At 65.4% G+C, this 13636-nt stretch carries 10 protein-coding genes; 4 read left to right on the top strand and 6 right to left on the bottom strand.

What is annotated here, in order from left to right:
* Positions 1-124: 124 nt before the first annotated feature.
* The 4 genes from Rhe02_RS05720 (at position 125) to Rhe02_RS05705 (ending at position 3258) form a co-directional block, all read left to right on the top strand.
* Positions 125-520, top strand: a complete 396-nt coding sequence (locus tag Rhe02_RS05720) for a TOBE domain-containing protein (RefSeq protein ID WP_203907004.1) — start codon at positions 125-127, stop codon at positions 518-520.
* A gap of 80 nt (positions 521-600) precedes the next feature.
* The gene (gene modA, locus Rhe02_RS05715; RefSeq protein ID WP_239123430.1) at positions 601-1338 is read left to right on the top strand and encodes a molybdate ABC transporter substrate-binding protein; all 738 of its coding nucleotides are present in this window, start codon (positions 601-603) and stop codon (positions 1336-1338) included.
* A 10-nt stretch (positions 1339-1348) separates the two neighbouring features.
* On the top strand, positions 1349-2188 hold the full coding sequence (locus Rhe02_RS05710; RefSeq protein ID WP_203907002.1) for an ABC transporter permease: 840 nt from the start codon (positions 1349-1351) through the stop codon (positions 2186-2188).
* Entirely contained in the window at positions 2185-3258 is a 1074-nt protein-coding gene (locus tag Rhe02_RS05705) for an ABC transporter ATP-binding protein (protein ID WP_203907001.1), read from the top strand. The genes Rhe02_RS05710 and Rhe02_RS05705 overlap by 4 nt, the downstream gene beginning before the upstream one ends.
* A 55-nt stretch (positions 3259-3313) precedes the next feature.
* On the opposite strand, the gene Rhe02_RS05700 is transcribed toward Rhe02_RS05705, so the two are convergent.
* The 6 genes from Rhe02_RS05700 to Rhe02_RS05675 form a co-directional block, all read right to left on the bottom strand.
* Positions 3314-4519, bottom strand: coding sequence for a molybdopterin-binding protein (locus Rhe02_RS05700; RefSeq protein WP_203907000.1), 1206 nt, complete (start codon positions 4517-4519; stop codon positions 3314-3316).
* A gap of 391 nt (positions 4520-4910) precedes the next feature.
* Entirely contained in the window at positions 4911-6437 is a 1527-nt protein-coding gene (locus Rhe02_RS05695; RefSeq protein WP_203906999.1) for a non-reducing end alpha-L-arabinofuranosidase family hydrolase, read from the bottom strand.
* Positions 6438-6481: 44 nt separating this feature from the next.
* A complete protein-coding gene (locus tag Rhe02_RS05690) occupies positions 6482-7930 on the bottom strand; it encodes an endo-1,4-beta-xylanase (protein ID WP_203906998.1) in 1449 nt (482 codons plus the stop codon).
* A gap of 80 nt (positions 7931-8010) precedes the next feature.
* Positions 8011-10119: a family 43 glycosylhydrolase gene (locus Rhe02_RS05685; protein WP_203906997.1), complete on the bottom strand. Its 2109-nt coding sequence runs from the start codon at positions 10117-10119 to the stop codon at positions 8011-8013.
* A gap of 27 nt (positions 10120-10146) precedes the next feature.
* Positions 10147-11949: a family 43 glycosylhydrolase gene (locus Rhe02_RS05680; RefSeq protein ID WP_203906996.1), complete on the bottom strand. Its 1803-nt coding sequence runs from the start codon at positions 11947-11949 to the stop codon at positions 10147-10149.
* A 27-nt stretch (positions 11950-11976) separates the two neighbouring features.
* The gene (locus Rhe02_RS05675; RefSeq protein WP_203906995.1) at positions 11977-13611 is read right to left on the bottom strand and encodes a glycoside hydrolase family 27 protein; all 1635 of its coding nucleotides are present in this window, start codon (positions 13609-13611) and stop codon (positions 11977-11979) included.
* Between the last annotated feature and the right edge of the window lie 25 nt (positions 13612-13636).

Below are 13636 nucleotides of genomic sequence, written 5' to 3'. Positions count from 1 at the left end.
ATCTCGAGCCGGTCGTGGTCATACTCCTATCATGCAATCGCTGCCCTCGTGCCGCCAATAGGTCTGATTCTGCGAGCTTAGAGACCGCTATGAGCTAGCAAATGCGGAAGGTATCGTGGCGGGCGTGACATCGTTTCGGATCGGTGAGGCAGCGGCGCTGCTAGGTGTCAGCCCGGACACGATTCGCCGCTGGGTGGACGCCGGCCGGTTGGCAGCCGTCCGTGACGAGCACGGGCACCGCACGATCGAAGGCACCGACCTGGCGGCGTTCGCCACGACACTGGCCGCCGAGACCGATGAGCACAGTGAGGTTTCCTCGGCGCGCAACCGGCTGCGCGGCATCGTCACCGCGATCGTCAAGGACACGGTCATGGCCCAGGTCGACATTCAGGCCGGACCGTTTCGGGTGGTGTCGCTGATGAGCCGCGAGGCCGTCGACGAGATGGGCCTGCAGGTCGGGTCGCTGGCCGTCGCGGTGATCAAATCGACGACCGTGGTGGTGGAAAAGCTGAGCAGATGAATGGCCACCGCACCGGCATTGAGGGAGGGCTTGCATTGAAGATAAGTCGTTTACTGGCCGCGACCGTCGCAGCGGGCGTCATGCTGCTGGCCGGTTGCGCCAATGAGACCCCAAGCGCGCCGGCGACCAGCGCGGCCGGGGTGACCGGCAACGTGACCGTGTTCGCCGCTTCGTCTCTGACCGAGGCGTTCAAGAAGATCGGCACGGAGTTCGCGGCCGCCAACCCGGGGGCCAAGGTCACCTTCAACTTCGCCGGCAGCTCGGCGCTGGCCACGCAGATCAATCAGGGCGCCCCGGCCGACGTTTTCGCCTCGGCCGCGCCTGCGAACATGAAGACGGTCACCGACGCCGGAAACGCCGAGGGCACCCCAGCCGTCTTCGTCAAGAACCAGCTCGTCATCGCGGTGCCGAAGGGCAACCCGAAAGGCATCAAAGGCCTGTCCGACCTAACCAAACCTGGGCTCAAGGTGGCGTTGTGCGCTGAGCAGGTGCCCTGCGGCGCGGCGGCGAAGAAGGCTTTGGACGCCGCGAAGGTGACACTGACCCCGGTGACCCTCGAACAAGACGTCAAGCAGGCGCTGTCCAAAGTGAGCCTAGGCGAGGTGGATGCCGCTCTGGTCTACCGCACCGACGCCAAGGTGCCCACCGCCAACGTTGACGGCATCGAGTTCCCCGAATCAGCCGGGGCGATCAACGACTATCCGATCGTGGTGCTCAAGAACGCCCCCAATAAGACTGCCGCGCAAGCGTTCCTGGCCTACGTCCAGTCCGACAAGGGCCTCGCCGTGCTGACCACGGCCGGATTCCAGAAACCCTGACCCAGCACCCATGACATCGGATACCAGCATCGGGACCGCATCCAGACGGGTGCGGTCCCGCCGCCACGGCCGGTCCCGAATCCCACTGGCTCTCCTCATCCCTGCCGTCATCGGTCTGGCATTCCTGGTCATGCCCCTGGCCGGCCTGCTCATCCGCACCCCCTGGGCCACCCTGCCACAGCGTCTGGCCGAGCCCGGAATCCTTACCGCCCTTGGGCTCTCGCTGCAAACCGCCACCCTCGCCACCGTGTTGTGCATCCTGTTCGGTGTCCCTCTGGCGTGGCTGCTTGCCCGCGCCGAGTTCCCCGGCCGGCGCCTGGTGCGCGCTCTGGTCACGGTGCCCCTTGTGCTGCCCCCGGTCGTGGGGGGTGTCGCGTTGCTGCTGGTTTTCGGCCGCCGTGGGCTGATCGGCTCCTGGCTCGACGCCACCTTCGGGATCACGCTGCCGTTCACCACCGCCGGGGTGGTGCTCGCCGAAGCGTTCGTCGCCATGCCCTTTCTTGTCATCGCCGTCGAAGGCGCCCTGCGCGGCGCCGACTCCCGCTACGAGGAGGCCGCGGCCACCCTGGGCGCTACCCGCTGGGCCACCTTCACCCGCGTCACCCTGCCGCTGGTCGCCCCGGGCATCGCCGCCGGAGCGGTGCTGTGCTGGGCCCGCGCGCTGGGCGAATTCGGGGCCACCATCACCTTCGCCGGCAACTTCCCCGGGCGTACCCAAACCATGCCCTTGGCCGTCTATCTCGCGCTGGAAACCGACTTGCAGGCAGCCATCGTGCTCAGCCTCATCCTGCTCACCGTCTCCGTCGCCATCCTCGCCGCCCTGCGCGACAAATGGATTGCCAGCCCATGAGCGCATCGCCAGCGTCCGCATTGGACGCTCACATCAAGGTCGGCCTGGGCGGATTCGACCTAGACATCAATCTCACCGTGGCCGCGGGGCAAGTCGTCGCGCTGCTGGGCCCGAACGGCGCAGGAAAAACCACCGCTCTGCGCGCTCTGGCCGGGTTGCGTCCGCTGTCGGGTGGACACATCCGCCTTCAGGGCGACACCCTCGATGACCCGGACGGCAATGTCTTCACACCGCCCGAAAAACGCCCCATCGGCGTGGTGTTCCAGGACTACCTGCTTTTCCCGCATCTGTCCGCATTGGACAATGTGGCCTTCGGGCCGCGCCGTCACGGTATGGCCAAGGCCGAAGCCCGTGCTCTGGCGGCACGTTGGCTTGACCGGATGGGTCTTGCCGAGTTCGTCGGCCGCAAGCCGCGGCACCTGTCGGGCGGGCAGGCGCAGCGGGTCGCGCTGGCTCGCGCCCTGGCCGTCAACCCGGCGCTGCTGCTACTTGATGAACCCCTTGCCGCCCTTGATGCCCGCACGCGCGTGGACACCCGCGCTGAGCTGCATCACCACCTTCACGATCACCCCGGGGCCACCCTGATCGTCACCCATGACCCGCTCGACGCGATGATGCTGGCCGACCACCTCGTGGTCATCGAAGACGGCGCCATCGTCCAGCAAGGCGACGCGCAGACCGTCACCGCCCGGCCTCGCACCGACTACATCGCCCGCCTTGTTGGCCTCAACCTCTATCAGGGCACCGCCACCGCCACCGCTGTCGCGCTGCCGGGCGGGTTCATCCTCACCACCGCACAAACCCATAGCGGGCAAGTGTTTGTGGCCTTCCCGCCCGCAGCGGTGTCGCTTCACCAGAACAGGCCCGAAGGCAGCCCGCGCAACACGTGGCAGGCCACCATCACCGGCGTCCACCGCCACGGCGACAACCTGCGCATCCAGCTCGGCGGCCCGCTCACTACCGCCGCCGACATCACCCCGGCCGCGGCCGCTCAGCTACACCTCACCCCGGGCCAGCAGATCTGGGCAGCCGTCAAAGCCACCGAAACCCATGCTTACCCCGCCGAGTAGCGACCACCGGCTCGCCCCGCGTTCGCCGTGCCGGAGCCGTCCAATTGAGATGGTCTCACTGCAGCGGGAGTAGCCACACCGGTTGTCCCGCATGCCATTCGGGCTCCACTACCGCAACCGCGTCGGCTGTCGCCGCTGCGACAAGGCTCGCCGGTCGTGACGCAGCCACCACCGTGGCGTGACCGCCGTCGATGAGGACAGGCACCAACCGGGTCCACCCGGCAGCTGGTTGGGGGTCGCCGGACAAGGGAAGCATCAGCGGATTGCGTCGCGTGCGGCCGGCCAGGCCGCCGAGGAGCGGCTCCAGCAAGGTCAGGCAACCCACCAGGCCCGCGTAGGGGTTTCCCGGCAGACCCACCACCCAGCGTCCGTCTCCGTTGCGCGCCAGCAGCTGCGGATGACCGGGACGGCACGCCACCCCGTCAACCATCATCCGTGCCCCCAGCCGGTCCAGCACCGGATGCAGGTGATCCGCACGGCCGACCGACGATGAGCCGGTCACCACCACCACGTCAGCCTGCCCGCCCAGCAGCGCGTCCGCCAACGCCGCCGCGTCATCGCGCACCCGGATCACGTCCGCCACCACCGCGCCGGCCCGCGTGACGACGGCGCAGACCAACGGCCCCAGCGCGTCACGTATCTTGCCCACGTCCGGCAGGCCGTCGAAGACCAACTCGTCACCGGTGACCACGATGCGCACCAGCGGAGGCCGCCACACCGCCAGCTCATCCAGCCCTGCCTGCGCGGCCAGCCCGGCCAGGGCGGCACCGGCTACCGCACCGGCTTCGGCCAGCACCTGGCCCGGCAACACATCCTCACCGGCCAGCCGAATGTTGCTCCTGCCCGGCTCCGAACCGGTCACCACCCCCGCCTCGCACCGGCACACCTCCACCGGCAACACCGCCCGCGTGCCCGCTGGAACCATCGCCCCGGTGGCGATCTCCACTGCCGTCCCCGCACCCAGCACATCGGCGTGCGGCGCGCCGCCCGCCAAAACCCGCCCTACCAGCCTCCACGGGCCCGCGCCCGCCACCGCGAAGCCGTCCATCGCCGAGGTATCGAAGCCCGGCAGCGCCACCAACGCCACCAGGTCGGCCGCCAGCACCCGGCCCACCGCATCGGCCACCGGAATCCGCTGCACTTCCGTGGGCGCACCCGCGGTGGCGGCGAGGTCATAGGCGGGCCGCCAGCCCATGCCTGCGCTGAGCCGGCCCGGCCTGCCGTCCGCCCGCGGCGGCAACGGCGACATCACTACGCCCACGCCATCATCCAAGGACATCAGAATCGCTCTGATAAGGCAATTGCCGTAAATCGCAGGCAACAAACATCGCTCAACCGCTACCGGGCCGAGGTGAGCCGCAGGCAAGATCAGTCGCCAAGTGTGTGCCGTCCGCTACTTGCTGCGACGGCCCTCGCTCCGCTATCCTTTCCTCATCCCGAGCCGCTCCCCCCGTGGCAGCTCGGGATCTTTCTATGCAGAGCGCAGCTCGCGCCTTGGTCCTAATCGGACGACGTGCGGCCAGGCCTCATGCTTGATCAATAGCAATATCAAGGCAGAGGCCTGGCCGAACATCCTTCCCAGGATCAGTACGCCTACATATTCTATCGGTTTTATAGGAGAGCAGTCAACCGCAGCTCACCAGGTCCCGACGCTAGCGCTGCAATGTCAGTAGACCCGGCCGGTAGGGCAGGAGGCCGTAATCGCCGCCAGAGCTGGGAGAACGTCCCTGGTAGAGCAACTGCAGGTTGCACGGATCAACGGTCATCGTCTGATCAGCGTTGGTGCGAAGGAGCTCGCCATGGCTGATGTCGTTGGTCCAAGTAGCGCCGCTATTGGCTTTGCCGGCGAAGGGATTGCCCTCGCTCGCCGCCTGCGGTGTCCACGAACCGCCCAGACTGGAGGCCGTGAACGAGCGGAAGTAGCGACCCTGCGCGCCGATCGCCTCGACCAGCATGAGGTATCCGGTCTGGCCCTGAAGTTTGTAGACCTGAACCGCTTCGAACAGATTGTTCGTCGAGTCAGTCATGATGACCGTCGATGATGAGCCGAAGCTGCCCGGGAAGTTCCCGATGGGCATGCTCGCTCGGTAGATCCTGCCGTTGTCACCGGCGAAGAACAGGTACATGTTCGAGCTGTCACCGATGACCGCCTGATCGATGGGGCCGGTGCCGGAGCCGGAAATGCTTCCGGAGAACAGCACCTGTTCCGATGACCAGCCGTTCGCGTTGGTGGGGTCACTCGACGTCCGGTAGGAGAAGGCCGTGCCACCCCACTGGTAGGTGAGCACCCAAATATTTCTCGGGGCAAAGTAGAAAAGCGACGGTGCCACAGTGGAGAAGGACATCGTGTTCTGGCTCGCCGAGCCCATCTCGGACCAGTTGGTGAACAGGCCGAAGTTCATCGAGCCCCACCTCGTACCCGTGTCATGCGTGGTGGCATAGACGAGTTGCCTGCCGTTGTACGGGGCGTGGGTGAAGTCCTTGAGCGAAACCCATCCCGACTTCGGGTTCGCCAGCTGGCCCGTTGAGCTCCAGCGATACGTGGACGGGAGAGGGCACGTGCCGGGCGGCGGCGTTGTCGGCGGTGGCGTCGTGGGGGTGCCTCCGCCAACCGCGATGAGTTGCCATTGCTGGTTGTTGCCGCCCCAATCGTCGTACTGCACGATGTTGCCCCCATCGTTGGTGGCAGCACCTTGCACCTCCAGGGCCTTGTTGCTGTGCCTGCTGATGAACCGGACATAGCCACCGGCGGAGTCAGCCAGACGCCACTGCTGGTTGTTGCCATTGGTGTCGGCCCACTGGACGATGGCACCGCCGTTGGCGGTGGAGAAGTTATACACGTCAAGGACCTTGCCGGAGTGCCGGGACCTGATCCGGTAGTAGCCACCGCCGGAGTCGACGAACTGCCACTGCTGGTTGTTAGCGTTGGTACGCGTCCACTGGGTGATACGAGCACCATCGTTGGTGGCGAAGTTGTACACGTCGATAGCTTTGCCGCTGTTGCGGTTGACGAGCACATACCACGCGTTCGGGTCCACGGTGGCGGCCGAAGCGGGAACGGTGTTGAATGCGAGCACAGCACCGCCGGCCAGGACAGTGGCTATGAAAGCGGCAAGCAACGGCCGCCAGCCACGCCGAGCAGGCCTGCCCGGTAAGACGGGGACAGACGCGGGGAGCATAATGTCTCTCCTTCATTCGTGCGGGAAAAGGAACGCCGGCAGGGCTAGCCGACGCGGATGAGTTGCCATTGTTGGTTGTTGCCGCCCCAGTCGTCGTATTGGACGATGTTGGCTCCGTCGGTGGTGGCGGCGCCTTGAACTTCCAGGGCCTTACTGCTGTGCCTGCTGATGAACCGGACGTAGCCGCTTCCAGAGTCGGCCAACCGCCACTGCTGGTTGTTGCCGTTGTTGTCAGCCCACTGGACGATGGCGCCGCCGTTGGCGGTGGACAGGTTGAACACATCAAGGACCTTGCCCGAATGCCTCGACCTGATCCGGTAGAAGCCGCTGCCGGAGTCGACGAACTGCCACTGCTGGTTGTTAGCGCTCGTACGCGTCCATTGAGTGATGCGAGCACCGTCGTTGGTGGCGAAGTTGTACACATCAAGAGCCTTGCCGCTGTTGCGGTTGACCAGCACATACCACGCGCTCGGGTCGACCGGGCCGGGCTGCGGGGTGCTGCCGGCGTTGAGGGCGTTGAGGGTGGCGGTGTAGGCGGCCTTCTTGTTGCCCGAACCATCGAACAGCAGTGGATTCTGGCCAGTGCGCCACGAGTCGCTGTCGCGGATGCCCCACACGGTGAGGCCGTTGCACCTCGACACCGCCAGGCACGAGTTCACCACGCTGGCGTAGACGTTGGCCTGGTTGGAGCCGGCGATGTCCAGCTCGGTGATCTGCACGTCGACACCGAGATTGGCGAAGCGCTGCAGATTGGCCTGATAGTCGCCGGGTACCGAATTGGTGAGATGCGATTGGAAACCGACACAGTCGATCGGCACGCCGCGGGCCTTGAAGTCGGCAACCATGTTGTAGATACCGGTCGACTTCGGGTTGATGCCGTCGGTGTTGTAGTCGTTGTAACACAGCTTGGCGCCCGGATCCGCCGCCCTGGCGGTACGGAAGGCCACCTCGATCCAGTCGTTGCCGGTGCGCTGCAGGTTGGAGTCACGGCGACCGCCCCCGCCGCCGTCGGCGAAGGCCTCGTTGACCACATCCCAGGTGTAGATCTGGCCACGGAAGTGGGTGGCCACCTGGGTGATGTGATTGACCATCGCCGACCGCAGCGTGCTGCCCGACAGGCTCTGCGCCCAGCCGGGCTGCTGCGAATGCCAAGCCAGCGTGTGGCCGCGCACCGACATGCCACGCGAGCGGGCGTGGCTGACGATCCGGTCGGCGTTGGCATAGCTGAAGCTGCCGCGGGACGGCTCGGTGGCATCCCACTTCATCTCGTTTTCTGGCGTGACGCTGTTGAACTCGCGGTTCAGGATCGTCACATAGTTGCTGTCATTGAGCTTGCCGGCCGCGATCGCAGCGCCGAAGTAGCGGCCTTTCTCGGCGGCTGACGCGCCGAGTGTGGTGGCTGCGGTGGCGGAGCCGGCGAACACCAGCGCGCTCGTGGCGGCGAGCAGCCCCGCCATCAGCGGGATCAGTGCACGCCTGGGTGGAAATTTCATGGCTGTGGTACCTCTCGGAGCGGGGCGCCACCGGCCCGCCGGGCAGCGGACGTGGTGGCGCCGAGGCGAACGGGACGTATTCAGGGAGTCGTGAGGTCGAACCTTTCGAAGGTGACGGCGCCGCCCAGGGCTTGGGTGGCGTAGTTGAACATCGCGTATCGGTAGCCCATGAAGAACTGCCACGCGTTGTTGAGGGTGAACGCGGGGCCAAGGGACGTGAAGTTCACGCCATCGGTGCTGTAGGAGAACCGGCCCTGCCGCCCGGAGCCCGGACGGATGTCGGCGTTGGCTCGCAACCAGATCCGCCCGCCGGAGACGTTGGCCGAGGCGGCTTCTGTGCCGGTGCCGGTGGTATTCCAGCTGCTGTCCATGCTCAGCCCGTTGGTCATGACCACTCTGGCGGCACCGTTGTCGCGCTTGATGCCGATCCATGCCGACGAGTCGCGCAGCAGGGCCAGCCCGGCCCGATCACCGTTTTGCATGGCCGAGTAGTTGAGCACGACCGTCGCGGTGGAGGTGGGGCCTTGTATTCGGTGTGTCAACGTGTTGCGGGCCGTGTACAGGTCGTTGGTGACGGTGGCCGCCTGCAACCGCAGGCCGCTGCCCACTGACCAGCGGGCGTTGTCCGGGTTGTGGTTCCACTCCCATTGCGGTCCCAACGTGCTGCCGGTGAAGGTGTCGGTGCCGATCATCGGCTTGACCGTGCGAGAAGTGGTTATCGGCCGGGGATAGGACGTACCCCAGGCATTGTTGACCGTTTGCAGGATGGGCCAGCCGTCGGCGCTCCAGCTGATGGGGGCCAACGCAGGTACCCGGCCACCGGGGAACGCGTCGACGAAGGACATGTAATACCAGGCGCCGCTTTGCGTCTGTACGAGCCCGCCCTGGTGCGGCACGCCGCCACCCGAGATCGGGCCGGGCAGGTTGAGAAGCACCTGGCGCATCTCGTACGGACCGAAGGGACTGCTGGACTTCAACACGTACTGGCCGTTGGCCGGACGGGTCAGCCAGATGTAGTAACTGCCATTCCGCTTGTAGAACCGCGCGCCTTCCAGCGTGCCGACGCTGGAAGGAGTGGTGAAGACCTGCTGGGTGCGAACCTGGCTCAGCCCGTCGGCCGACAGCTGAGCCACGCTGATGTTGGTGTTGCCGTAGGCGACGTACATGGTGTCGTTGTCGTCGACCAGCAGCCCCGCGTCGTAGTAGCAGTTGTTGATCTGCGATCGCTGCTGCCATGCGCCGTCGACCGAGGTCGCCGTATAGACATAGGTTCGGTTGAATTCGACACAGCCGATCCAGTAGTACGTGCTGTTGCTCGGGCGATAGTTGAACGCCGACGCCCAGATCCCCTTCACGTAGGCGCGTCCGCCGCTGAGATTGTAGGCATTGGACCCGAAGTTGAGGTTCGGCACCGAGTGCCCGGCGAACTCCCAGTTGACCAGATCGTAGGAGCGCAGAATCGGCGCGCCCGGTGAGTAGTGCATGGTGGAAGCCGAGTAGTAGTAGGCATCACCAACGCGGATGATGTCGATGTCGGCGAAGTCCTGCCACAGCACCGGATTGGTGAAGTTGGTCCCGGGCGAGCTGCTGTTGCTCGGGGTCGGTGTGGGGCTGGCGGCAAGGGGGACGAGTTGCCACTGTTGATTGTTGCCGCCCCAGTCGTCGTATTGAACGATGTTGGCTCCGTCGGTGGTGGCTGCGTTTTGGACTTCCATGGCCTTGCCACTGTGTCTGCTGATGAACCGGACGTAGCCTCCGGCGGAGTCGGCAAGACGCCATTGCTGGTTGTTGCCATTGGTGTCAGCCCACTGAACAATCGCCCCGCCGTTGGCGGTGGAGAATCCGGACACGTCAAGGTTCTTGCCGGAATGACGGGACCTGATCCGGTAGTAGCCGCCACCGGAGTCGACGAATTGCCATTGCTGGTTGTTGGCGTCGCTACGGGTCCATTGGGTGATGCGGGCACCGTCGTTGGTGGCGAAGTTGTACACGTCGAGCGCTTTGCCGCTACCTCGGTTGACCAGCACGTACCACGCGTTCGGGTCCACGGTGGCGGCTGAGGCGGGAATGATACTCAGGACGAACACGGCACCGGCGGTGAGGACGGCGGCTATCGCGGCGGCAAGGACCGGCCGCCAACCACGCCGACGAGGCGTGGAGCCGGACGGTAGCTCGTTGCTGGCGGTCATTGTTGAACCTCCTTCGATAGGACGTTCCTATTGGAGTGACACGTCGTCGATGTAGAAGCTGTCGGTGCCCGAGGTGGTTTCGACGTAGAAGGTGGCGCTGGACAGCGTCCCGGTCCACGAGACCGTGGCGGTGCCGGACAGCTGGGTCCAGCCGCCCGAGTTCACTGCGGCAGCTGGGGTCAGCGCGAGGTAGTTCGTGGTGCCGTTGACGGTGTAAGCCAACGTGGCTTTCGCGCTTGGCGTCCCGCTCTGTGTCCTCACCCAAACACTTGTCGTGTAGCTCTTGCCATTGGTGAGGTTCGCGGTCACGTTCTGGCTCGGGCCGTTCCACGAAGCGGTACGCCCCGTGATCGCCAGGGAACGCGTGCCGTCGTGCACCACGCTGGTGTTGGAGGAGAGTGTTCCACCGAAGGCGCTCCAACCGGTTGTGCCGCTCTCCGTGTTGCCGTTGGTCAGAATGTTCCCGCCGCCTCCACCGCCGGTGGGGGTGAACTGCCACCAGTTGAGGTTGATGCCGCCGGTAAATCTGAGGTAGAGGTCGTGTGTTCCGGTGGTGTTGTTGACCGGGCAGGTGATGGTGGTCCAGGTTTGCCAGCCGCCGGTGCCCGGCGCGGTGCACGTCCCGACCACGGTGCCGGTGGCGCTGTCCAGGCGGACTTCGATGTTGCCGCCACTGCCCGCGGAGGCGACTCTGGCGGTGAACGAGGCAGCGCCGGTACCAAAAGCGACGCCTTTGGTCTTGGTCCAGTCGCCGTTGTCGATCCAGCCGATGTTCATGCCGCCTTCGCTGGCCGGTTCGGTTTCGATGCCGTTGCTTTGGGCCAGCGTTTCGGCTTCCTGACGCACATACGGGTTGAGGGTCCCGATCTGAGGTGCGCCACCGGTGCTCATGTTGATGGTGGGGATGGTGCCGTCGCCGTTGTAGGTGAACTTTTCCACCGCCACCGAGCGGGTGAAGCCGCCGCCGCCGGGTAGGGCGCCGTTGTGGTAGAAGAAGTAGGAGCCGCCATTGAAGTCGATCAGGCCGGCGTGGTTGGTGAAACTGGCCCCTTGGGTGGGCATGATGGTGCCCCGGTAGGTCCACGGCCCGGTCGGTGAGGATGAGGTGGAGTAAGCGATGAACTCCGAGCAGCATTTCGCGGCGAACACCATGTAATACAGCCCGTTACGCCGGTAGAACCAGGGCCCTTCCTCATAAAGGGTGGGCCGGTTCGCGTCCCCGGTACGGGTGCCGAACCCGGCCGTGGTCAGCGGGATCTGAGTCGGGCTGCCCGAGAAGGAGATCATGTCGCTGTTGAGGCGCACAAACCACAGGCGTGGGTTGCCGTAGTACAGGTAGGCCTGCCCATCATCGTCGATGTAGACCGTCGGATCGATCTCAGCGTTCTGGATCAGCGGACGGCCCAGCGCGTCGCGGAACGGCCCGGTTGGGCTGTCGGCCACACCGACGCCGATCGCGTTGGATCCGTTGGCCATCCGCACCGGCACGTACCAGTAGAACTTGCCGTTACGGAAGATGGCCTGCCCTGCCCACGCATCCGAACTCGCCCAGCTGAACGTGGCCAGGTTCATCGGCGAGCCGTGATCGGTCCAGTTCACCATGTCCGCCGACGACCACACCCGCCACTCACGCATCGTGAAGAACGTGGAGCCGTCCTCGTCATGGCCGGTGTACAGATAGACCCGGCCGTTGAACACCAACGGCGCCGGGTCGGCCGTATAGATATGCCGCACAATCGGGTTGTCCGCCCTAGCACCAACAGCCGGAAGCAACGCCGCAAGGCATAGCAGGCTGGCAAACGCCACGACAAGGCGCCTGGAGATGATCATGTGAAGTCCTTTCTCATTCCCGAAGGGTTATGCGCGTGTCCAGCGTTGATTGGCCGCACCGTGACAGGTCCAGGCGATGACAGCCGAACCGTTTGCGGTAGCGGCGCCGTTGACGTCCAGGCACAGCGCTGGGAATCGCACGCTGGAAATGGTTCCGTTGCCGTTAAAAATCCATTGCTGGTTGGTGCTGCCATTGCAGTCCCAGATCTGCACCCGCGTTCCGGCGACGGTGCTGGTCGGCGCGTCCAGGCACTTGCCGAGGACCTGCAGCGCTTGCCCGTTCTGCGTGAACTGCTGGTTGGCGGCGGTGTGGCAGTCCCAGATCAGAAGCTGCGTGCCGTTGGCTGTGCCGCTGTTGTTCACGTCAAGGCAGCGCCCCGACGCCTCGCCGCGCAGCCGGAATGTGACCGGTGGAGATGCCGTCCCGCCACCGCTGACCCGGTAGACGACCGTGCCATGACCGGGCACGGACGCCGAGATGCTTCCCGACGTGGTGGAGGTGACGTCGGTCCAGGCGTCGCGCAGCGTAAAGGAACTGCCGCTCTTGCCTATCGCGGCCGCTGTGGTGCTGACCGTGGTGGTGGAGGAGCCCTGGTTGAACAGAGCCACCGCGACATCCCCATTGGACAGTCGCTTGGCCAGTACCCGGCGGGTGCCATCGTTGGACACCTGCGCCGCCTGCAAGGCCAGCGCATCCTGATTGATCGCGATCAGGTTCTGGTTACGCAGAATGGTCAGTGTCGCGGCCGACGCGCTGCGCAGGTCGTTGCCGGCGATCAGCGGCGAGGCCATGACGGCCCACAGGGCGAAGTGTGAGCGCATCTCGGTGTCGGTCATCCCGCCGCGGCCGACCTCCATCATGTCGGGATCGGTGAATCCGCCGGGCCGGGCGTAGGAGGCCAGCGGCACGTTGACGTTGACTATGTTCTGGATTCCCATCGGAAACCCGTTGCTCTGCCCGGTGTCCCACGCGTTGGTGATGTCCTCCGTGGTACGCCACATGTTCGCCACGTCACCCCAATTGCGCAGCGGGCCGGTCTTCTCGTGGATGCTGTTCGGGTTGATGCTGTAGACAATCGGGCGTCCCGTCGCCGCCAGTGCGTCGCGCATCCGGGCGAACGCCACAACCTGGTCGTTGATGCTCCCGGCCGGCGAGCACCAGTCGTATTTGAGGTAGTCGACTCCCCAAGCGGCGAACTGGCGCGCGTCCTGCGCCTCATGGCCCAGGCTGCCGGTCGCGCCCGGGTAGCCATTGAAATACTGCGCGCAGGTTTCCGCCGCCGGCACCTGGTAGATCCCGAAGAGCAGCCCTCGGGAGTGCAGATAGTCGCCCAGTGCCCGCATCCCGCTGGAGAACCGGCTCGGGTCACCCTGCAGATTGCCTTGTGAGTCGCGGTTCGGGTTGAACCAGCAGTCGTCGACCACCACGTACTTGTAGCCCAGATCCCGCATGCCGTTGCTCACGATCGCGTCGGCCATCTGCCGGATGAGCGTCTCATTGATGTTGCAGCCGAACGTGTTCCAGGTGTTCCAGCCCATCGGCGGGGTTCGCGCCACCCCATTCTCGAGGGCCTGCGCCGGCGGTGCCACGCGCAGCACGGCGACCAATCCCACAGCGAGGGTCAATAGCGCAGCCGCGCTCGAAACAAGTATTTTCCTCATTCGCTTCTCCCTAGTGGAGTCTGCG

Origin of the sequence: Rhizocola hellebori, from assembly GCF_016862955.1 — a bacterium.
Lineage (GTDB): Bacteria > Actinomycetota > Actinomycetes > Mycobacteriales > Micromonosporaceae > Rhizocola > Rhizocola hellebori.
Note: the sequence above shows the minus strand (reverse complement) of the source record. Positions and strands in the feature narration are given on the sequence as shown.

Bases quoted from the DNA above. Each gene is read 5' to 3' on its own strand.
- Rhe02_RS05690 (WP_203906998.1), bottom strand. From the start codon at position 7,930: ATGAAATTTCCACCCAGGCGTGCACTGATCCCGCTGATGGCGGGGCTG.
- Rhe02_RS05705 (WP_203907001.1), top strand. From the start codon at position 2,185: ATGAGCGCATCGCCAGCGTCCGCATTGGACGCTCACATCAAGGTCGGC.
- Rhe02_RS05695 (WP_203906999.1), bottom strand. From the start codon at position 6,437: ATGCTCCCCGCGTCTGTCCCCGTCTTACCGGGCAGGCCTGCTCGGCGT.
- Rhe02_RS05675 (WP_203906995.1), bottom strand. From the start codon at position 13,611: ATGAGGAAAATACTTGTTTCGAGCGCGGCTGCGCTATTGACCCTCGCT.
- Rhe02_RS05710 (WP_203907002.1), top strand. From the start codon at position 1,349: ATGACATCGGATACCAGCATCGGGACCGCATCCAGACGGGTGCGGTCC.
- Rhe02_RS05685 (WP_203906997.1), bottom strand. From the start codon at position 10,119: ATGACCGCCAGCAACGAGCTACCGTCCGGCTCCACGCCTCGTCGGCGT.
- Rhe02_RS05680 (WP_203906996.1), bottom strand. From the start codon at position 11,949: ATGATCATCTCCAGGCGCCTTGTCGTGGCGTTTGCCAGCCTGCTATGC.
- modA (WP_239123430.1), top strand. From the start codon at position 601: ATGCTGCTGGCCGGTTGCGCCAATGAGACCCCAAGCGCGCCGGCGACC.